This window comes from Pseudoalteromonas sp. SiA1 (assembly GCF_018732205.1).
Classification (GTDB): Bacteria; Pseudomonadota; Gammaproteobacteria; order Enterobacterales; family Alteromonadaceae; genus Pseudoalteromonas; species Pseudoalteromonas tetraodonis.
Window position 1 is genome coordinate 1,649,172 of sequence record NZ_CP076084.1, and the last position, 21,192, is coordinate 1,670,363.

15 protein-coding genes are annotated in these 21,192 nt (G+C 41.7%); 5 read left to right on the top strand and 10 right to left on the bottom strand.

Translation table 11 applies throughout. The features are described 5' to 3' along the window. Positions 1-78: 78 nt before the first annotated feature. The 4 genes from KK487_RS07585 (at position 79) to KK487_RS07600 (ending at position 6,865) form a co-directional block, all read left to right on the top strand. On the top strand, positions 79-1,095 hold the full coding sequence (locus tag KK487_RS07585; protein ID WP_215522114.1) for an efflux RND transporter periplasmic adaptor subunit: 1,017 nt from the start codon (positions 79-81) through the stop codon (positions 1,093-1,095). A 2-nt stretch (positions 1,096-1,097) separates the two neighbouring features. Next, complete coding sequence (locus tag KK487_RS07590) at positions 1,098-4,178, top strand: efflux RND transporter permease subunit (protein WP_215522115.1); 3,081 nt, start codon at positions 1,098-1,100, stop codon at positions 4,176-4,178. A gap of 86 nt (positions 4,179-4,264) precedes the next feature. Next, on the top strand, positions 4,265-6,160 hold the full coding sequence (locus KK487_RS07595) for a putative nucleotidyltransferase substrate binding domain-containing protein (RefSeq protein ID WP_016899937.1): 1,896 nt from the start codon (positions 4,265-4,267) through the stop codon (positions 6,158-6,160). A 3-nt stretch (positions 6,161-6,163) separates the two neighbouring features. Then, the gene (locus KK487_RS07600) at positions 6,164-6,865 is read left to right on the top strand and encodes a 3'-5' exonuclease (RefSeq protein WP_013464886.1); all 702 of its coding nucleotides are present in this window, start codon (positions 6,164-6,166) and stop codon (positions 6,863-6,865) included. A 78-nt stretch (positions 6,866-6,943) separates the two neighbouring features. Here the strand turns inward: KK487_RS07600 and KK487_RS07605 are convergent, their stop codons facing one another. The 4 genes from KK487_RS07605 to pxpB all read right to left on the bottom strand — a co-directional run bounded on the left by KK487_RS07605 (position 6,944) and on the right by pxpB (position 12,878). After that, entirely contained in the window at positions 6,944-8,524 is a 1,581-nt protein-coding gene (locus KK487_RS07605; protein ID WP_013464887.1) for a BCCT family transporter, read from the bottom strand. 799 nt (positions 8,525-9,323) lie between these two features. Continuing rightward, positions 9,324-10,988, bottom strand: a complete 1,665-nt coding sequence (asnB, locus tag KK487_RS07610) for an asparagine synthase B (RefSeq protein ID WP_036956461.1) — start codon at positions 10,986-10,988, stop codon at positions 9,324-9,326. Between the two features lie 295 nt (positions 10,989-11,283). Further along, positions 11,284-12,225: a 5-oxoprolinase subunit C family protein gene (locus tag KK487_RS07615; RefSeq protein ID WP_036956462.1), complete on the bottom strand. Its 942-nt coding sequence runs from the start codon at positions 12,223-12,225 to the stop codon at positions 11,284-11,286. Continuing rightward, the gene (gene pxpB / locus KK487_RS07620; protein ID WP_215522116.1) at positions 12,222-12,878 is read right to left on the bottom strand and encodes a 5-oxoprolinase subunit PxpB; all 657 of its coding nucleotides are present in this window, start codon (positions 12,876-12,878) and stop codon (positions 12,222-12,224) included. The genes KK487_RS07615 and pxpB overlap by 4 nt, the downstream gene beginning before the upstream one ends. A gap of 178 nt (positions 12,879-13,056) precedes the next feature. On the opposite strand from pxpB, the gene msrA reads away from it, so the two are divergent. Continuing rightward, positions 13,057-14,343, top strand: coding sequence for a peptide-methionine (S)-S-oxide reductase MsrA (msrA, locus tag KK487_RS07625; RefSeq protein ID WP_215522117.1), 1,287 nt, complete (start codon positions 13,057-13,059; stop codon positions 14,341-14,343). Between the two features lie 644 nt (positions 14,344-14,987). Here the strand turns inward: msrA and KK487_RS07630 are convergent. The 6 genes from KK487_RS07630 to KK487_RS07655 all read right to left on the bottom strand — a co-directional run bounded on the left by KK487_RS07630 (position 14,988) and on the right by KK487_RS07655 (position 21,180). After that, positions 14,988-15,866: a LysR family transcriptional regulator gene (locus tag KK487_RS07630; protein WP_013464894.1), complete on the bottom strand. Its 879-nt coding sequence runs from the start codon at positions 15,864-15,866 to the stop codon at positions 14,988-14,990. 247 nt (positions 15,867-16,113) lie between these two features. Beyond that, entirely contained in the window at positions 16,114-16,770 is a 657-nt protein-coding gene (locus KK487_RS07635) for a 3-oxoacid CoA-transferase subunit B (protein ID WP_013464895.1), read from the bottom strand. A gap of 15 nt (positions 16,771-16,785) precedes the next feature. Then, positions 16,786-17,484 carry a CoA transferase subunit A gene (locus KK487_RS07640; protein ID WP_013464896.1) on the bottom strand — a complete coding sequence of 233 codons (699 nt, stop codon included), beginning with the start codon at positions 17,482-17,484 and terminating at the stop codon, positions 16,786-16,788. 29 nt (positions 17,485-17,513) lie between these two features. After that, entirely contained in the window at positions 17,514-18,410 is an 897-nt protein-coding gene (locus KK487_RS07645) for a hydroxymethylglutaryl-CoA lyase (RefSeq protein WP_013464897.1), read from the bottom strand. Beyond that, positions 18,410-20,401 (bottom strand): acetyl/propionyl/methylcrotonyl-CoA carboxylase subunit alpha, encoded by a 1,992-nt coding sequence (locus tag KK487_RS07650; RefSeq protein ID WP_215522118.1) that lies wholly within the window; start codon positions 20,399-20,401, stop codon positions 18,410-18,412. Before KK487_RS07650 ends, KK487_RS07645 begins: the two co-directional genes overlap by 1 nt. 8 nt (positions 20,402-20,409) lie before the next feature. Next, positions 20,410-21,180 (bottom strand): enoyl-CoA hydratase/isomerase family protein, encoded by a 771-nt coding sequence (locus tag KK487_RS07655; RefSeq protein WP_016899945.1) that lies wholly within the window; start codon positions 21,178-21,180, stop codon positions 20,410-20,412. Between the last annotated feature and the right edge of the window lie 12 nt (positions 21,181-21,192).

Genomic DNA, 21,192 nt, shown 5'->3' on the forward strand with positions numbered 1-21,192 from the left:
CGTACTTAGCTATTTATTGATCATAGAGCTGTTAAACTGCGTAACATAATGCAAATAATAATTAATTAGGGTGATCCTTTGAAATCGCGAATTCTTTTTACCAGCGTGTTTTTTTCTTTAATGTCGTTAAGTTTATCTGTAAAGAGTGCCAATGTCGTGGTGGAGCAGGTAGCGATGGAACGTGCTAAAGAGCAAGTTCAGGCTGTCGGTAATGCCGAAGCAATTCATTCGGTTATTTTATATCCGGCTGTGGGCGATAAAGTAACGGCGGTGCATTTTAAACCGGGTGATAGCGTAAAGGCCGGTGATGTGTTACTTGAACTTGATTCACGCAGACAAAAAGCAGCACTTGAAGAGGCAAAAATAAAACTTGCTGACACCCAAAGAACCCTCGCACGTTTAAAGCAAAGCCAAGCAAAAGGGGCTGTGCCACAAAGTGATGTGGATGATGCAAAAACAGTTGTTGAATTAGCAAAAGTGACCCTTACCCAAGCAGAAACAGAATTTGAAGACCGCCAAGTTCGTGCGCCTTTTAACGGCACTATGGGACTTACCGACGTTGAAGTGGGTGACAGAATTACTCCCCAAACGGCGATTGCAAGTATTGATGATACGCGTGCTTTATATATAAATTTTAACGCCCCAGAATCGGCCGTTTATATGCTGCGCAATAAAGGCAATGTAAAAGTATTCCCTTGGCAGTCACAAAATGCTGTAAACGCAAAAATTGCTTATCTAGATTCACGAATAGACCCACAAACCCGCACCTTACGTGTAAAAGCGCAGCTTGAAAACCGGCAGCAAAAGTTCTTACCTGGCATGAGTTTTCGTGTTCATATTGAAGTAGAAGGGCAACGTTTTGCTGCTGTACCTGAAGCGGCATTACTGTGGGGAGCCACAGGCCCTTACGTTTGGACAAGTGTTGATAAAAAAGCCACTCGAATTGATGTGAAAATTGAACAACGACTTGCTGGTCGTTTATTAGTTTCGGGGGCTTTAAAAGAACAAGATAACTTAGTGGTAGAGGGCGTACAACGCTTACGTGCGAACCAAGAGCTAAGCTTCTCAGCGCCAATCGCTAATACGCAGGAGTAGCCATGAAACAGCAACCTATGATGCAAGACTTGCCATCAATGGCTATTCGCCGTCCAGTGCTTATTGTGGTTCTGAATTTACTGATTATTATTGCCGGAATTGCCGCCATAGCAGGCGTAGAAGTTCGAGAGCTTCCAGATGTAGACAGACCCCGTATTACCGTATCAGCCTCGTTCCCTGGTGGTTCACCTGAAACCGTTGATACCGAAGTTACCAGTAAACTTGAAGGTGCCGTGGCCCGTGTGAGCGGTGTTAAATCGATTCGTGCGCAAAGTGAAGAAGGTAATTCACGTATTGTGGTTGAATTTAGACCGGGTGTTAACCTTGACGACGCTGCGAATGAAACGCGTGAGTCCGTTGCTCGAGTGCAAAGAGAGCTCCCTGAAGAGGTAGAGCGCGTTTCTATCATTAAGGCTGATAACGACGCTGAAGCGGTGGTTTCATTAACAGTATCAAGCGAAAGTTTATCGTTAGAGGCATTAACAGAGCGGGTTGATGTTGACTTAGCGCCGCAGTTTTTAACTATTCCTGGCGTTGCCGACGTACGATTAAACGGCGATAGAGAACGTGTGCTCAGGGTTCGCATTGATCCATTAAAGCTCAGCAGTTTTAATTTAACGATTCCAGATGTCGCCGATGTACTCAGGCAAGCCCCCTTTGATGTGCCTGCAGGGAGTTTAAAATCAAACGATCAGCAAATAATAGTGCGCGCTGATGCAACGTCTGTTACCCCCGCACAGGTGGGCGACATTATAATTCAGGGCGATACTCGTATTAGCGATATTGCTGCCGTGTACTTTGGTCCGGCCGATCCGCGCTCTATGGTAAGGCTTAATGGTAAACCTGTTATTGGTATGGAAATTATTCGCCAAGCACAGTCCAACACCATCGAAATTTCTGATGAAGTACTCAACCTTATAGAGGGAATGCGTGAGCGCTTTCCTGAGATGGAGTTTACGCTAACATCAGATGACGCGCAGTTTATTAGAAGCTCAGTAGATGAAGTGATTAACTCATTGGTTCTAACGGTACTGCTAGTGATCATCACCTTATGGGTGTTTATTGGTTCATGGCGTGCAACATTAGTCCCAGCATTTGCCATTCCTGTTGCGCTTATAGGTTCATTAGCTCTGATATGGGCACTTGGGTTTTCAATTAATATTTTAACCTTATTAGCACTGGTATTAGCGACAGGATTAATTGTTGATGATGCAATTGTAGTGAGTGAAAATATTCAACGCCAGCGAGGGTTAGGCCTTGGAAGGCGTGCCGCAGCGGTTGTTGGTACCCGTGAAGTATTTTTTGCCGTTATTGCCACCACTGCAGTATTAGCGGCTGTGTTTGTACCCATCGCATTTTTACCCTCTACAGCAGGGCGTTTATTTAGGGAGTTTGGTGGCGTACTAGCTGGTGCGGTAATTATATCTAGCTTTGTTGCTTTATCGTTAGTACCGGCGCTCACCTCAAAACTAAAGCTTAAGCAAGGTGGTTTTCACCCCTTTGCGAAATTTGGTAACGTGCTTGCCAATATTTATACCAAAACAATTCATAAAGTACTGGATCATGCGTGGGTTACCTTTATTGTTTGTTTATTAGTTGCAGGCGGTTCGGGTGCTTTGTATATGAGTTTAGATAACGAACTGCTCCCTACTGAAGACCGCGGTAAAATTAGAATATTTGCCCGCGGCCCCGATGGCGTAGGCTTAAATTTTATGGATAGACAAGCCATTAAAATGGAAGATACCTTATTGCCTTTCGTTGAAAGTGGTGAAATTGAGTCTATTTACACTGTGGTTGGGCAATGGGATCCCAATATTGTGTTTATTACTGTGCCATTAAAGCATTGGGATGAACGTAACTTTAGCCAACAAGAAATTATTAATAAAATTCGCGAGCCTTTAGGCAACATCCCTGGTGCACCTGCTTACCCTGGTGGCGCAAATAGCTTAAATTTACGTGGCCAAGGTGGCGGCATAGAAATCGCTTTACTGGGACAAGATTACCTTGAAATATTTAAGGCTGCACAGCAGTTCTCAGCTGATCTTGAAAAAGCCGTGCCAGAAGTTGCGCCGGTAAGAGTATCGTATCAGCCATCGCAGCCGCAATTGCGTGTTAATATTGACAGACGACGCGCAGAAGAACTTGGCGTGTCTTTAAGTGATATCGCAATTACGTTAAGAGCCGCTATTAATGGTGACGATATCGCTGATTTAAACATTGGCGATCAATCTATTCCTATTATGTTACAGGCACAAAATCAAACTATTAACGACCCGAGTGATTTAGCAAACTTGTTTATTAGAGCTCGTAATAATCAATTGGTGCCGCTCAGTAGTGTCGCTAACATTTCAGAGGAAGGGGTTGCTGCCGAACTTGAGCGTCATGCTCAGCGCCGTGCCATAGAGCTCAGTATGGAGCTGCCTGAGGGCTTAACAATTGCCACCTTAGTGGAACAAATAAAGCAAGTGTCTGAGCAATCATTACCAGCAGGTATTACTCTTGCATTTAAAGGGGAAGCACTGACATTTGAAGAAACCTCCAACGAAGTATTAATGACCTACGTATTGGCATTTTTAATTGTGTTTTTAGTACTTGCGGCGCAATTTGAAAATGTTAACAGTGCAATCGTGGTAATGATCACTGTACCATTTGGGATTACATCGGCCATTCTAGCGCTGTATTTAACCGGTACCTCACTGAATATTTACTCGCAAATAGGCCTAGTGATGTTAATTGGGTTAATCGCTAAAAATGCGATTTTATTAGTCGAGTTTGCTGATCAATTAAGAGATCAGGGGCTGAGTGTTCGAAAAGCGGTTGAACAAGCTGCATTGGTACGTTTAAGACCAATCACCATGACCTTAATATCGACCTTACTCGGTGCGTTACCCCTCATTATGTCAACAGGTGCCGGAGCAGAAGCACGTAATGCCATTGGCTGGGTGGTATTTGGTGGACTTGCGTTAGCGGTATTGTTTACGCTTTACTTAACACCGGTGATTTATTTAGGATTAGCCCGCTTTACCAGTCCTCGTGGCGATGAGTCAAAGCAATTAGCCCAAGAGCTGGAGCAACTTGACTAACTAATTACGCTAATTGGCTATTTTTCTTTGAAAAAATAGCCAATTAAGCCCACAATTCAACTAGATTAAAGCCACAAGGATCACCCATGCAGGCCGAGCAAGTTGAAATAGCCCAATTTTTAGTTGAACACCCCCCTTTTGATACGCTTGAGAGCGAGGCACTAAACGAACTAGCAATGCAAATTGAAGTTGCTTATTTTCGTGCGCAAACTGATATTTTACATTTAGGCCAAGATATTAGTGACTTATATATTATTCGTAGTGGCTCGGTTGAAATTTCACGTCGTAATGGCGAGCTCTATAATCGTTTAGCCACAGGCGGCATTTTTGGCCAAATGGGCCTATTGATGAACCGCAAAGTGCGCTTTCCGGCTCGAGCCCTAGAAGACACCTTAACCTATTGTATTAACGTTAATACCTTCAACGAATATTGTGATAAATACGAAACCTTTGCCGATTTTTTTGAAGTGGATGGTAACGTACGTTTGCACCAAGCCATTGTAGAGCAAGCCGACAGCAATGATTTAACCACCGCGAAAGTGAAGTCATTATTACACCGTGATGTGGTCACAGTAACAATGCAAACTGCTATTCAAGACGTCGCATTTTTAATGACGCAAGAATCGGTCTCTTCAGTGTTAGTTACCGACATAGAAAAACAAATAAGCGACGACCCAGAAGAAGACGACGGTCAAGTTGTTGGGATCATAACCGATAGAGATATTCGCACTAAGGTGGTTGCCCAAGGGTTAACATATGATACACCCGCCAAAGAAGTAATGACATCAAGCTTAGTACTACTTGATAGCAACGCCTATGTGTTTGAAGCCGTATTAGCCATGCTAAGAGATAACTTACATCATTTACCTGTGGTACATAAAAAACGGCCTATTGGGGTAATATCGCTGTCTGACATTTTACGTTATGAATCACAAAGTAGCTTACTTCTGGTTCGCGGTATTTTAGCGCAGCAATCAGTTGATGACTTAGTTCATTACGCGCGCCAATTACCTAATGTATTTGTACGTATGGTTAATGAAGATGCAAATTCGCATATGATAGGAACCGCTATGGCGGTCATAGGCCGTACCTTTAAACAGCGTTTGTTAGCACTGGCCGAAGAAAAATTTGGCGAGCCGCCTATTCCTTATTGTTTTATAGCCTTAGGCTCAATGGCCCGCGACGAGCAGCTAATTGTGACTGATCAAGATAATGCTCTCATTCTGGATAATAGTTTTGATGAGGCACTGCACGATGAGTATTTTCAAAACCTATCAGATTTTGTGTGTGATGGTTTAGCTAAATGTGGCTATACCTATTGTGACGGTGAAATTATGGCGTCGTTTAAAAAATGGCGTATGACCCGTACACAATGGAAAGAAAAATTTGCTAGTTGGATGGCCGAGCCGAAACCGCAAGCACTGCTTAATAGTTCGATATTTTTTGACTTAGATGGTGTGTGGGGCAAGCTAAAATGGGCCGATGAGCTTAAAACGCTGGTGGCCAAAGAAAGCAAAGTAAACAAACGCTTTTTAGCGAACCTTGCTGCCAATGCCCGCAATAGAACGCCGCCACTAGGATTCTTTAACGGTTTTGTGCTTGAGCATAATGGCCAGCATAAGCGGTCAATGAACTTAAAACGCCGTGGTACGGCGCCGCTATCTGATGTAGTGCGCGTGCACGCCTTAGCGGTTGGCTCACGTAAACAAAACTCCTTTGAGCGCTTAGAAGATATTATAGAGGCAAATTTACTGCCTAAAGGTAAAGCACAAGATTTACGTGATGCGTTTGAGTATATTGCCACAGTACGTATTCGTCATCAGGCGTGGCAAATAGAGCAGGGTGAAGCCCCAGATAACGATCTAGACCCCCATTTACTTTCACCCTTTGAGCAAAGTAATTTAAAAGAAGCCTTTGCTATTTTAGAAAAAGCGCAAAGCTTTTTAAAATTTAGCTATTCTGCGCACCCGGGTGTGAAATAAGTTATGGCTAAATCACCGTTAGATTGGTCACAGCGCTACGAGCAGTTATTGCAAACTGCGCAAAACCCGTTACTTAAAGACTTTTATCAACAAGCGTTTACCAATCAGGCTGCTCCACTTAAAGATGTCCCTTTTGTGGCGCTCGACTTTGAAACAACCGGCCTTGATGCCAATAGCGATGATATTGTTAGTGTGGGGCTGGTGCCTTTTAATGTAAATCGTATTTATTGTAAAGAGAGCCGTCACTGGGTGGTGCAACCACGACGAGATTTAAGTGAAGAGTCAATAGTTATTCATGGAATTACTCATTCAGAAGTGGATGAAGCCCCTGATCTTAATCGAATTTTAGCGCCACTGCTTGATGCCCTTAAAGGCAAAGTGGTGGTGGTACATTATGCTGCAATAGAACGTCATTTTTTTTATAACGCGCTACTTATGCGTATAAAAGAGGGCATTGAGTTTGCACTAGTTGATACGATGGAAATAGAAAGGCGGGCGCTTAAAGCGCGGCAGGGGTTATTAGGCAGGCTGTTTAATTCAAAGCTAGGATCACTTAGGTTAAGTGATACACGGGAGCGTTATTCATTGCCACTGTATCAAAACCATAATGCGCTTACTGATGCACTAGCCACTGCCGAGCTGCTGCAAGCGCAGCTGAGTTACCACTATAGATCAGACACGCCAGTGAGTGAAATTTGGCTTTAGCTATTGAAGCATTACTGTTAAAAATAGAGCACAAAAAAAGCCGCAATTTGCGGCTTTTTTATTATGGAATGTGTTGTGTTATTTAACTGGGCGAGGCTCAGTTCGTAAACCTAAAATTAAGCTTACACACATCAATAACAATACAATGGTAAATGGCAGACCGGTTGATATAGCCCCCGCTTGCAGTGCTTCAATCGCTTGAGTGCCACCAATCCAAAGTAATGCAGCAGCGATAGCACCCTCAACAGACGCCCAAAAAATACGCTGTGGTACCGGCGCATCAATCTTACCACCTGCTGTGATTGAATCGATTACAAGTGACCCTGAATCAGAAGAAGTAATAAAGAATACCAGTACTAAAACAATAGCAATGAAAGATAAAACGTTCGCCATTGGCATTTCATCAAGCATTTGGAACATCGCCATAGGCACACTTGTTAAACCGTCAGTTCCTAGGGCACCAATTCCATTAACTACTTGGTCAATTGCGATGCCGCCATAAATAGACATCCATAAGATAGTGACTGCTGTAGGAATAAGTAGTACAGCGGTTAAAAACTCACGAATTGTACGACCACGTGAAACACGGGCAATAAACATACCTACAAACGGTGACCACGAAATCCACCAAGCCCAATAAAATACTGTCCAACCATGCATCCATGTTTCATCTTCACGACCATGTGGGTTACTTAACGGAATAATGTTTTCTACATAGCCCATTACCGTGTTTGGTATATTACCCATAGATACAGCAAAACCAACTAAACATACAAATACCAGTAGCACTAAAGCAATAAGCATATTGACGTTACTTAGTAGCTTAACGCCACCATCAATGCCTCGAATAACTGAGACAATGGCTAATAACGTCACCCCTGTAATAACCAGAATTTGTGAACCTACGCCACCTTCAAGGCCAAATACGTGGTTAATACCCGCTGAAGCTTGTTGAGCACCTAATCCTAAAGACGTTGCCAAACCAAATAAGGTCGCAAGCACAGCTAAAATATCGATTATATGCCCCGGCCAGCCCCATGCTTTATCACCTAAAATAGGGTAAAAAATTGAGCGTATAGAAAGCGGTAAGCCTTTATTGTATGTGAAAAACGCTAAAGAAAGCGCGACAACCGCATAAATGGCCCAAGGATGAAGACCCCAGTGGAACATAGTTGCGCCCATTGCAAGCTTTGCTGCTTCTGGGGTGTTGGCAGCCACATTAAGCGGTGTTTCATACCAGCCGGTGTAATAAGCCACCGGTTCAGCAACTCCCCAAAACATTAAGCCAATACCCATACCTGCTGCAAATAACATTGCCAGCCAAGAAATACGAGAGTGAGATGGTTTAGCATCGTCGCCGCCTAAACGGATATTGCCGTAAGGCGAAAAAATTAAAACTAAACAAAAAATAACAAAGAAGTTAGCAGCCCACATAAACAGGCCGTCAAAATTATTAATAATATCGGTTTTAATACCATCTAGCGTCGTTTTAGCTACTTCGGCATCAGATACTAATACGGCAATTAAAAACAGCGCTATTAACCCTGCACTTATTCCGAATACAGGGTTATGTATATCAAACCCCCATTTTTGCACGTTGTCTTGACCTACGGTGTAGTCCGTATTGTCAATACTGTACTTGTCATGATTCTCGCTCATGCAATACCTCATTGGTTAATGAAACAGGCTGGCTTAATGCCAGTTTTTTATAGTTCACTGTATTCGTCTTATTAGATTCTTTGCCAAAGCTAACAACACGAATAATTAGAAGACTAACTAATTTAATTGCCCATCATACCTTTACTGCTAGGGGAGTTAAATATTAAATACGAAAGAATTAACACTTTGCTAAAATTTTGAGCTGACTTTGTCTTTTTATTGTACATGTCTGGTCGCTAAGAAAATGAAAACTAACGCGTTAGCACTTTATTTTATAGTCGTAAATAGCAATGAATGCAAAAGCTAAGTTAATGAATATTCATATTAATAGGGCGTATAAACAGATAAATCACTTAATTGGATACGCTAAAAGCGTACTCTGATTTTTAAAACTAAGAGTAATTTGTTAAATGGGCTTTTTTATGACTTTTTAATTACATTTTTATAGCTTTGGATTTTTAGCCAAGGGGAGGTTAATAGAATCAGCAATGAAAATAGCGATGTTAAAGTAGTTTTTATAAAAAGGTGGCATACTTATTTTGCAGTTTAAACTAATTTGCTTTCTCATTTATTTTGAGTCTTAACAGCTTAACTCACAAAGAGGGTAAAGAGACGCTGCGCTTTTAGAGAAGTAACAAAGCCACATAATTAAACAAAAATGATGAGGCAGAATGGCTTTTACTTTCTCATTTTCTTCTCATTCACTTCTCTCAGTGCAATAAGCATTTTAAGAAAATTACGCACAAAGACACCAAAAAAAGCTGCAGCTTTAACACTGCAACTTAGGATGGTTAAATTTTTATTTGTACGCTTCGTTATGAACGCCCGCAGCGCGCCCTGATGGATCGGCATTATTTTGAAATGATGCATCCCATGCAAGTGCTTCTGGGGTTGAACACGCAACTGATTTTCCATGTGGTACACACTTAGCCGAGGCATCGCCTGGGAAGTGCGACTCAAAAATACTGCGGTAAAAATACGCTTCTTTAGAGTCTGGCGTGTTAATTGGGTATTTAAATTTGGCATTCGCCAATTCTTGATCCGTTACTTGCTCATTAACAAATTCTTTTAAGGTATCTATCCAGCTGTAGCCAACGCCATCAGAGAATTGCTCTTTTTGACGCCATAACACTTCATCTGGGAGGTAGCCGTCAAAGCCTGCACGTAAAATGTGTTTTTCAATTTTGCCGTCTTTACACATTTTAGCTTCAGGGTTAATGCGCATTGCCACATCAACAAACTCTTTATCTAAAAATGGTACGCGTGCTTCCACACCCCAAGCCGCCATTGATTTATTGGCACGTAAACAGTCAAACATATGGAGCTTTGAAACTTTACGGTTCAGCTCTTCATGAAACTCTTGTGCATTTGGTGCTTTATGAAAATATAAATAACCGCCAAATAATTCATCTGCACCTTCACCTGAGAGCACCATTTTTATACCCATGGCTTTAATTTGACGGGCCATTAAGTACATTGGGGTTGATGCACGAATGGTGGTTACATCGTAAGTTTCAATGTGGTAAATCACTTCTTTGAGTGCATCAATACCTTGTTGAATAGTAAAGATAATAGGGTGGTGAATTGTTCCAATCATATCAGCTACTTTTTGCGCTGCGGCTAAATCGGGGGAGCCTTCTAAACCCACCGAAAAGGAATGCAGTTTAGGCCACCAAGCATCACTTTCATCGTTATCTTCAATACGTTTTGCAGCAAAGCGCTGGGTAATAGCGGAAATAACCGATGAATCTAAGCCACCCGATAGCAATACGCCATAGGGTACGTCACACATAAGCTGGCGCTTAACCGCCGCTTCCAATGCATCTTTTACATCTTCTGCTTTGGCATCGTTGTTTTTAACAGCGTCGAAGCGTTGCCAATCACGTTGATAGTAAGGGGTTAATTTGCCGTCTTTGCTGTAAAGGTAATGCCCCGGCGGAAACTCTTCAATGTGCTTACAAATAGGTGAGAGCGCTTTGAGCTCTGACGCTACATAAAAGTTACCGTGCTCATCGTGACCTGTGTACAGTGGAATAATACCAATGTGATCGCGACCAATTAAGTATGCGTCTTGCTCTTCATCATATAAACAAAAAGCAAAAATACCATTTAAGTCATCTAAAAATGCCGGCCCTTTTTGTTTATACAGGGCTAAAATCACTTCACAATCTGACTGGGTTTGAAAATCAAAGTCGATCTCTAAGTTAGCGGCCAGCTCTTTGTGGTTATAAATTTCGCCATTAACCGCTAAAATATGGGTTTTTTCTGGGTTGTAAAGGGGTTGAGCACCGCTTGATACGCCAACAATGGCTAAGCGCTCATGCACTAAAATTGCTTTATCAGATGAATACACACCAGACCAATCTGGCCCACGATGACGTAACAGTTTAGACATTTCGATTGCCTGAGTGCGTAACTGGCTGGGATCCGATTTAATATCGAGTACACCAAAAATTGAACACATAATTTTTCCTCATTCCTATTAAGTGCCTACGATAGCGAGTTTGCTAAAGACTAACCTTGTTTTATCAGAAATAAATAACTAAGTCACACGGCTTTTTTAAATTAATAAGAATAATTTATGCACCAAACATGTTGCTGGTGCACCAATATGGTGAGGTTAATAGTATGATAGCAACGGATTGTACAATTTTTGATTTAAAACCGGCAGGGTTTAGCGTTTCATGCTGATGTAAATTTATATTTGCACCAAGTGGGTGCAAATATAATCATTAAGAAAACAGCGTTATCGTACTATGTTAATTAGCCCAATAGCGATTTAAACTCAGTTTAAGCTGAGATAGATGCGCATCGAGTTTACTTTTTGCCGCGGTTGCTTGTTCAAGCGTTACAAACTCAAAAGTAATAGAATCGGCGGTTCTAAACTGAGCAAACTGATGTAAATCCGCCTCTATTACATGGCCTATCAATGGGTAGCCCCCCGTTGTTTGTGCATCATTTAACAGCACAATTGGGTTGCCATCAGGTGGGAGTTGCACGCTTCCCGGTGCTACCGCGAGTGAGTGCAGTGAGAGCGAGTGTTGCATTATTTGGCTATTATTATGATCTAAGCGTACTCCCATTCGATTACTATTCGGGTTAATAGTAAATGAGGTGGTACAGTAAGCGTTTATACACTCAGGTGTAAGTAGTTCATGATGTGGGCCTTGATATAGCCGAATAACTTTTCGTTTAGGCGGTGTTAATGCACCTTTATTGCATAGCCAAGGCTGAGTATATGGGGTTATTTTTATAATATCGTCGCTTTGTAATGCTCGGCCATTAAAACCACCAATGGCTGCCCCTAAGTCGGTTGATTTAGAACCCATAACTTCAGGGCATTCAATTCCACCTTTTACGGCAATGTAAGCTCTGGAGCCACCGCGTCCTGTATCAAATTTAAGTGTTTGTTTTGCTTTTACCGGATAACTCCACCCGGGGTAAACGGCTTGAGCGTCAAGTTTAGCGTTTAAGTCGGCTCCATGCAGAGCAATGACGGTATCGCACTCAAATTGCAATTCACATAACCCAACGGTGAGTTCAAGTACGGCATCGTTATCGTGATTATTTACTAAGCGATTGGCAATAATGTGCGCATAGGCGTCTAAGCTACCCGAGCGGCTAACCCCTAAATGACGAAAACCCACACGGCCTAAATCTTGGATTGTAAGCTGTATACCGGGTTTGATTACTTTAATCATTGTTTACTCCTTTTAACAGGCACAAATTCAAGGGTGTCACCGGGTTTAAATAAACAAGGGTTTGAGGCGGTTGCATCAAATAAACAGGCATCAGTATGAGCAATAATATGCCAGCCACCAGGTGAGTTTTCAGGATAAATGCCTGTTTGGTCTGCCCCAATCGCAATCGCGCCTTTAGGAACACTGACTCGTGGGTTATCACGCCTTGGGGTAAACAGTTGAGAATTGAGCCCATGTAAATAAGGAAAACCGGGCATAAAACCTAAAAACAACACATGGTAAATTTCTTTACTGTGTAAATTAATTACCTCATCTATTGTTAGCTTGTGATAATTAGCCACATAGTTTAAATCCTCACCTTGGTAATAGGTGTCTATTTTATGATGCTGACTTTCAAAGGCGTAATCATCAACCTCATCCCATAGTTTGGTTAAGGTGTTTTGCCATTGATGTAAATTACTGGCTGATTTTAAATACAAGGTTAATGAGTTCATTCCGGGGACTAAATCTATAAACTCATTGGTGTTTTTACAATACTGTGACAGCGCCCAGAGTTTTTTTTGCGTCGCAAGTATGTGTTGTTCGCTGTAGTGAGAAACATCAAAAAGCAGACTAGAATTTGTTAATATTTTTATACTTGGCAAAGTGCTCATACAGATAACTTATTAATATTGTTTGTATTTAAGCTATCACAGTCGTTGTGCTATTACGATATTAATAGACAAACTCGGATCGATTAAATTCCCGTCTTCGTAAAGTTTTATTGCGTGTGAAATTTATTGTTGAGTTTACAGGTCTGCTCAAAGGTAACTAAAACTAAGAGGTCATCGTATGTTTAAGCGGGTAATACTATCGGCGTTTGCCATTGTGGGCTTACTAAGTGCAATGAGTGCTATATCGTCAGATGAAATAATCAAACCAACTGATTTAGATGCAACCATGCATGTTGAAAAAATAGTGCTGGGTTCAGGCTGTTTTTGGGGGGCAGAAAAACGCTACGAAGCACTTAATGGTGTGTTAGACGCTGAATCGGGTTACGCCGATGGCCGGGGGTTTAAGGCAACCTATAGAAATATCACTAAGTTATCCCGTCGCTTTGATGAAGATAATTACGCCGAAGTGGTGCAGGTTACCTTTAATAGTAATATTATTTCAGCAAGAGAGTTGTTGCAAAATTACTATGAGAGCCACGATCCAACGCAAAAGAATCGTCAAGGTAATGATGTAGGCACGCAATATCGCTCTATTATTTTAACCACTACCGATCAGCAAGCGAGCATCGCAAAAGCGGTCACGAGTGAGTATCAGCAATTATTAAGTAAAGCCGATTATGGAAAAATAGTGACGCAAATAAAGCCACTTGAGCGCTTTTATTCGGCTGAAGAGTATCATCAAAATTACCTTGAAAAAAATCCAAACGGCTATTGCCCTGATCATTCAACCGGCGTTGTATTTACTCAAAGTGATAAACCGAAGTTAGATAATACTGCATTATTAAATGGCAAACAGATTGTTATTTTAGACTCGCAAAGTTATTGCCCTTACTGCGAAAAGTTTAAAGCGGCCGTTGCCAATGATTATAAAGGCACAATTCCAATGACTTTCCGCCATGCTGATCAGCTTGATGGGTTAACGATTAAATCGGCGACATGGGCTACACCTACCATATTATTTTTAGAAAATGGGGTTGAGGTCTATTCTCGCCAAGGCTACATGAACCCAGAGCAATTTTATAAAGCATTAGGTGCGTTTAAGCTTGGCAACAGTGAAGCTTATAAGGTGGCTTTTAATGCTAAAACCGACAGCCCTTACTGCAAAGAATATGATATTTTTAAAAACACACCCGATGGCATCTTTATTGATAAACTAAGCGGTGAGCCATTATTTGATACCCGCGATAGATTTAACTCAGGCACCGGTTGGCTTTCATTTACCCACCCAATAAAAGACAGTGTAACCCAACATGAAGATAATAGCTGGGGAATGCAGCGCATTGAGCTTAAGTCTAAAAGTACCGGTATTCACTTAGGGCATTTATTTCCGGGTGAGGGGCCTAGAGGGCAAGATAGATATTGTATTAATGCGACTGTTTTAGAATTTGTAGCCAGAAAACAGTAAATTTTAAGCAAAAAAAAAGCAGCGATGATTAAGTAGATACTTAACGGTCGCTGCATTTCAATTGACAACATCTTCACACACACAATAAAGATTCGGGGGGTTGTATTAGTACAAAACTAACTCTGGCTTATTGTTGTTGATGAGAATGAAAATAAAAACAACCCAAGCTCAGTCACCACCGGACTTGAGTTGTTTTTTACACTGACAACATCTTCACACACAATAAAGATTCTTAAGTTTATTGGCGGGTGTAAGGGTAAAAATAAAAACAACTCAAGCTAAGTCACCACCGAACTTGAGCTGTTTTTTACACTGACAACATCTTCACACACAATAAAGATTCTTTTTTACTAGCTCGTTGTTACAAACTAATGAAATCTGATTTTGGTAACACGTTTTATATTTTTTAGCGTGTTGCCGTTTGGTTGAGTTAACTTTAGAGCTTTTACTCAATTTCGACAAGCGATAAAAACAAAACTAATAAGTGAAAAAAACTAACTTATGGGGTTTTAGATTTTTTCAATAAATAAAGCGCTGATAAATAAGCGCTTTTTTGTTTTTCGGTAGGGGGATTTTAAAAATAAAAGTTGCACACTTTAAAATTAGCTAAAAAGCGCTCAACAAGGAGCGCTTAATTGAATGTGCTATTTAGTTTGCCTAAAGGTGTTAATCACCCATTTTGCAAACAAATCGAGAGGGTGATTAGCGGTACTTGAGCCATGCTGAACTAAATAATATTTGTCTTTTGTTGTTAGTGGTTGCTCAAACAGTTTGTAAAGCCATTGCTCATCCAGCCAGCTTTGACTTATTGGTAAAGGAATAAGTGCGATGCCCATACCTTGCTGTGCAGCGCGTGCAACGCCAAACATACTATCTATTTGAATAATTTGTGCAGGGGAAAAGTCATCAATACCGACTTTTTCAGCCCATTGATGCCATGCCCAAGGCCGTGCTTTATGAACAATAAGCGGCACTTGATTGAGCGCCTGGCAATGATCGTTTTGCCACTGATCGAGCAGCTTTTTATTACACGCTGGAATATATTCTAAATTAAATAACTCAGTAGCCAGCCCATCAAGCGGTTTACTTGAAGATAAAATGATTGATAAATCACTTTGGCGAGTCAGCTCTTTGCGCGTTTTAAGGGTGTCCATGTGTAAATTAATATTAGGATGCTCACTCGTCCACTCACTCAGTTTTGGCATTAGCAATTCACTGGCAAAAAACTCGGGCAGGGTAATGGTTAAATTTACATTTTGTTGTAACTGACTAAATTCGGTAATGGTGCTTTCCAGCATATTTATAATGGGGTAAATCGCTTCAAAAAAGTTTTTTCCAGCTGGCGTTAAGCTTATGGAACGGGTTTGCCTTTGAAATAAATCAATGCCCAGCTGCTCTTCTAGCTGCTTTATTTGATGGCTGACAGCCGATGGCGTTAAATACAGCTCTTTGGCGGCATGTTTAAAACTTAAGCTTTTTGCGGCAAAACAAAAAGAGCGAAGGCCGCGAATAGGTGTTTGCATGGTATCCAATATAAAGTTATTTCAATCACCTTATTACAGGCAATTATTAAACCAAAAATAAAAGTTAACTATATCAGTTATTTAATTTTTTTATTAGGGCGAATTCACCTAAGTGGTGCGTTAAATTCTCACTATAGTGCAAAAACTAAAATAAAGGCAAAAAAAATCCCTCTTGCGAGGGATTTTGGGTAACTCAGCGCCATTGGCACTGGGAATGAGGTCGGTACAGGGTGAAATTGTGAGTAGTTTAAAACACCATCTCAGGAATATCACCGTCAACAAGCAATTTACCTGCCGTTTTACTAATAATTTCATCAACTGATACGCCTGGTGCGCGTTCTAGCAAATGAAATGCGCCGTCTTTAACTTCTAATACGGCTAAATCGGTTACTATTTTTTTAACACAGTTAACGCCCGTCAGCGGTAACGTACAGCTTTCTAATAATTTAGAATCGCCGTGTTTACTGGCATGGGTCATAGTAACAATAATGTTTTTTGCACCAGCAACTAAATCCATTGCTCCGCCCATGCCTTTTATTAATTTTTTAGGGATCATCCATGAGGCTATAGACCCGTTTTGGTCTACCTCAAATGCGCCCAGAACCGTTAAGTCTACATGACCACCCCGTATCATGGCAAAACTATCTGCACTATTAAATATAGCTGCACCGGTAGCTGCCGTCACGGTTTCTTTACCCGCGTTGATCATATCTGCATCTACAGTGTCTTTGGTTGGGTATTCACCCATACCTAATAGGCCATTTTCGGACTGTAGCATAACTTCTATGCCATCGGGTACATAGTTTGCGACGAGTGTCGGAATACCTATGCCTAAATTAACATAGTACCCATCTTGTAGCTCTTGAGCGACGCGCATTGCGACTTGTTCACGTGATAATGCCATTTTAAGTGCTCCTGCTTAATCTCGTGTGGTAACACGTTCAATGCGTTTTTCAAAGTTGCCCTTGATCACGCGATTTACAAAAATGCCAGGGGTATGAATTTGACTTGGCTCTAGCTCACCGGGTTCAACAATCTCTTCCACTTCGGCAACGGTAATTTTACCTGCGGTTGCGGCCATTGGGTTAAAGTTCATTGCGGTATGGCGAAATACTAAATTACCGTAACGGTCTGCTTTCCATGCTTTTACAATGGCAAATTCACCCGTGATTGACTCTTCTAAAATATAAGGGCGACCATTAAATTCTTTTACTTCTTTACCCTCAGCTACTGGCGTACCGTAACCCGTGGCGGTATAAAAAGCAGGAATACCGGCACCACCAGCACGCATTTTTTCTGCTAGAGTCCCTTGCGGTGTTAGCTCTACATCAATTTCGCCATTCAGTAGTTGTTGCTCAAAAAGAGCATTTTCGCCCACATAAGAGGCAACCACTTTTTTAATTTGTTTGTCTTGTAATAAAAGTCCTAAACCAAAGTCATCAACGCCGCAATTGTTCGATACGACCGTTAACTCTTTGGTTTGCATTTTTTTAATTTGGGCTATTAATCCCTCGGGAATACCGCATAAACCAAAACCACCAGCGATGATAGTATCGCCGTCTTTTAAACCTTCCATTGCAGCTTCGTAACTCGAAACTACTTTATCAAAACCGGCCATGAGTGACTCCTCATTCTATGCTATTGCAATTATTGTGTGTGTAATGCCACTGAAACTTTACTAACAGGCTGTTTATTAAGCGCATTAGTAATTTGCCAACCTGCTTGTGCAAGCCTTTTTAAATCAATTCCATGTTCAATGCCAAGCCCTTGCAGTAAGTAAACAACATCTTCGGTGGCAACATTTCCTGACGCACCCTTAGCGTAAGGGCAGCCACCAAGGCCAGCAACGGCAGCGTCAACCGTTGAAATACCTAGGCTTAAGGCAGCGTAAATATTTGTGAGCGCCTGTCCATAGGTATCATGAAAATGTACTGCAAGCTTACTTTTATCAATATGCTTGAGCAGCAATGTAAGCAGCTCAGTCACTTTACCTGCGGTGCCGACACCAATAGTATCGCCAAGGCTCACTTCATAGCAGCCAAGTGCTAATAACTTTTGTGCCACGTTTAAAACAACCTGAGGGTCAACGTCTCCCTCATAAGGGCAGCCTAAAACACAGCTTACATAGCCTCGAACGCGTATATTATTCGCTTTAGCAAAAGTCATTACCTCGCTAAAACGATCAATACTTTGCGCTATTGAACAATTTATATTTTTTTGACAAAACGCTTCGCTGGCCGCCGTAAATATAGCAAATTCTTTAATACCAACAGCATGCGCAGCTTGTGCGCCTTTTAAATTTGGCGTTAAGGCACTTAAATTAATCTCTGGAAGATCAAGGGCACTGATCACTTCGCTTGAGTCTGCCATTTGTGGCACCCATTTTGGGGATACGAACGCACCAGCTTCTATGTCTTTTAATCCCGCGGCGGCGAGGGCATTAATAAGTGTTACTTTATCTTCAGTGCTGACGGTTTTTTCATTTTGTAAACCATCACGTGCACCCACTTCAACAATACGAACTTTGTTTGCAAAGGCACTCATTAAGCACCTTCCTGTACAGTCGTATCTTCAACAATGGCTAACAGTGCGCCGTGTGAAACTAGTTCACCTTCACCAAAGCAGTAACTCTGTAATATGCCGTCATGCGGTGCATTAAGTGTATATTCCATTTTCATGGCTTCAATAATAACAACGGCATCACCTTTGGTGATAGTGCTACCTAATTCAATTAAATGTTTTACTACCGTGCCATTGAGTGGCGCAGCGAGCGGCAGCGCGTCATTTTCGTGTGAACTAATATAATGTTTATCAACACATTCAAACTTAGTTTGCAGTGCTTTATTCATTACAGTAATTTCATTATCAGTTATGTTGACATGCGCACTGTGCTTTTCACCGTTAATAAATACGCAGCACTCACCATAATTTAACGTCCCTTGAACACTGTATACGCCCGTACTGTGTGTCACATTGTAACCCTGCGCAGTTTTGATAGCGCTTAGCGGTAAATCTACAAATGGGATTTTAATTGCCTGCGGTGCATTTAAAGTAAACCCACTCAGTTGTTGCCAAGGGCTGGCACTATTGTTTTGTGCTTGGCGCGTGTTTAACGACTCTAAATAGGCAAAAGCGGCAATAAGCTGGCTTGATAGCAATAATGACTCATCAACTGCAGCGAGTGAATCACCTTGCTCAGCAATAAAGTGTGTACTTGGCGCGCCTTGTTTAAAACTTGCGTGGCAAGCTAAGTTATGTAAAAAGCCAATATTTGTACTAAAGCCTGCTAAATGAAATTGCTCAAGCGCCTGTTGCAAACGAGAAAGCGCTTGTTCGCGATTATCATCATGAACAATTAACTTTGCAATCATTGGGTCGTAGTAGGGGCTTATTTCATCACCTTGGGCAATCCCGGTATCTATGCGAACAAATTCACTATTAACGGGGACATGTAGCGCTTCAATGGTGCCTGAGCACGGAATAAAGTCATTTGCAGGGTCTTCGGCGTAAATACGCGCTTCAAAGCTATGGCCTTGCAGTTGAATATCAGATTGCTTTAACGGCAGTGTTTGCCCGCCCGCTATATTAATTTGCCAGTTCACTAAATCAACGCCGGTTACCATTTCGGTCACTGGGTGCTCTACTTGCAGGCGAGTGTTCATTTCCATAAAGAAAAATTCATTACCGCAAAGTAAAAACTCAACAGTACCCGCACCACGGTAATTAATGGCTAATGCACAGCGAACAGCCGCTTCGCCCATTTCTTTACGCAGCGCGTCAGATAAACCTGGAGCAGGGGCTTCTTCAATCACCTTTTGGTGTCGGCGTTGCAACGAACAGTCACGATCACCCAAATAAACACAGTTACCGTGATTATCTGCAAATACTTGTACTTCAACATGGCGAGGTTGATTAACGTAGCGCTCTAATAGCACTAAATCGTTACCAAAACCGGCAATGGCTTCACGTTGAGCGCCTTCAAGTGCAGCTATAAAGTCTTTCGGCTTTTCTACCACTCGCATCCCTTTACCGCCACCGCCAAAGGCCGCTTTGATAAGAACAGGGTAACCAATTTTTTCAGCCTCAGATTGCAAAAAAACAGGGTCTTGTTTATCACCATAGTAACCAGGTACTAAAGGAACGTTTGCCGCGGCCATTATTTCTTTAGCACGGGTTTTTGAACCCATTGCTTCAATACTCGTTGCTGGTGGGCCAATAAAAGCAATGTTATTTGCTTCACAGGCTTTAGCAAATTCACTGTTTTCTGATAAAAAGCCGTAGCCTGGATGAATGCAATCAGCGCCACTGGTTTTAGCAACCTGCAAAATTTTATCTGCGACTAGGTATGAATCTTTACTTGGGGCGGCACCAATATGGTAGGCTTCGTCGGCCATTTTTGCATGTTGCGCGTTTTTATCTGCATCTGAATACACCGCAACCGTGGTTAAGCCCATTTGCTTTGCGGTGCGCATAATACGACAGGCAATTTCGCCACGGTTAGCAATCAGAATTTTTTGTAATTGTACTGTGTTCATAATGCGTCCTAGAGTTGCCATTGGGGAGGGCGTTTATCAAAAAAGGCGCTCAGTCCTTCTTGGCCTTCAGTTGATACACGAATTTTAGCTATACGCTCTGCAGTCAGTGCAATTAGCTCCTCGTTTATCTCTTTATTGGCAACATCGTTAATAAGTGCTTTTGCGGCTTTAACGGCAATAGGGCCGTTATCAATCAAGGTTTGCAGCAAATTATCGAGGGCTGTTTCTAAGTTCCCAGTAATTTGATGCACTAAACCCAGTTGCTTTGCTGTGTGGGCATCAAACACTTCTGCAGTTAAAAAATATCTGCGTGCAGCACGCTCACCAATGGCCTTAATCACATAAGGGCTGATCACGGCAGGTATTAGCCCAAGTTTAACTTCACTTAAACAAAATTGTGCATCGTCTTTACTAAGCGCAATATCACAGCAGGCAATTAAGCCTAATGCCCCACCAAAGGCGGCACCTTGTACCGCACAAATTGTAGGATGCGGGCTCTGTGCTAATACTTGCATAAGTTTAGCCAGTTGCATTGAATCAGCTAGGTTATCGTTATAGTTATTATCTGCCATCGATTTCATCCAGGCTAAGTCGGCACCGGCTGAAAAATGTTTACCTTCGGTTTTGAGTACTAAGGCACGAATATCGAGCGTATTAGCATGTTCAATACATTGAATAAGCTCATGGATAACGTCGCTATTAAACGCATTACGTTTTTCTGGGCGGCTTAAAACGAGTACAGCCACATTAGATTTTGTTATTTGTAGTGTTACTGACATTGTGCGCTCCGG

Coding starts and splice junctions, on each gene's coding strand:
- KK487_RS07590 (WP_215522115.1), top strand. CDS start 1,098: ATGAAACAGCAACCTATGATGCAAGACTTGCCATCAATGGCTATTCGC.
- KK487_RS07595 (WP_016899937.1), top strand. CDS start 4,265: ATGCAGGCCGAGCAAGTTGAAATAGCCCAATTTTTAGTTGAACACCCC.
- KK487_RS07600 (WP_013464886.1), top strand. CDS start 6,164: ATGGCTAAATCACCGTTAGATTGGTCACAGCGCTACGAGCAGTTATTG.
- KK487_RS07605 (WP_013464887.1), bottom strand. CDS start 8,524: ATGAGCGAGAATCATGACAAGTACAGTATTGACAATACGGACTACACC.
- asnB (WP_036956461.1), bottom strand. CDS start 10,988: ATGTGTTCAATTTTTGGTGTACTCGATATTAAATCGGATCCCAGCCAG.
- KK487_RS07615 (WP_036956462.1), bottom strand. CDS start 12,225: ATGATTAAAGTAATCAAACCCGGTATACAGCTTACAATCCAAGATTTA.
- pxpB (WP_215522116.1), bottom strand. CDS start 12,878: ATGAGCACTTTGCCAAGTATAAAAATATTAACAAATTCTAGTCTGCTT.
- msrA (WP_215522117.1), top strand. CDS start 13,057: ATGTTTAAGCGGGTAATACTATCGGCGTTTGCCATTGTGGGCTTACTA.
- KK487_RS07630 (WP_013464894.1), bottom strand. CDS start 15,866: ATGCAAACACCTATTCGCGGCCTTCGCTCTTTTTGTTTTGCCGCAAAA.
- KK487_RS07635 (WP_013464895.1), bottom strand. CDS start 16,770: ATGGCATTATCACGTGAACAAGTCGCAATGCGCGTCGCTCAAGAGCTA.
- KK487_RS07640 (WP_013464896.1), bottom strand. CDS start 17,484: ATGGCCGGTTTTGATAAAGTAGTTTCGAGTTACGAAGCTGCAATGGAA.
- KK487_RS07645 (WP_013464897.1), bottom strand. CDS start 18,410: ATGAGTGCCTTTGCAAACAAAGTTCGTATTGTTGAAGTGGGTGCACGT.
- KK487_RS07650 (WP_215522118.1), bottom strand. CDS start 20,401: ATGAACACAGTACAATTACAAAAAATTCTGATTGCTAACCGTGGCGAA.
- KK487_RS07655 (WP_016899945.1), bottom strand. CDS start 21,180: ATGTCAGTAACACTACAAATAACAAAATCTAATGTGGCTGTACTCGTT.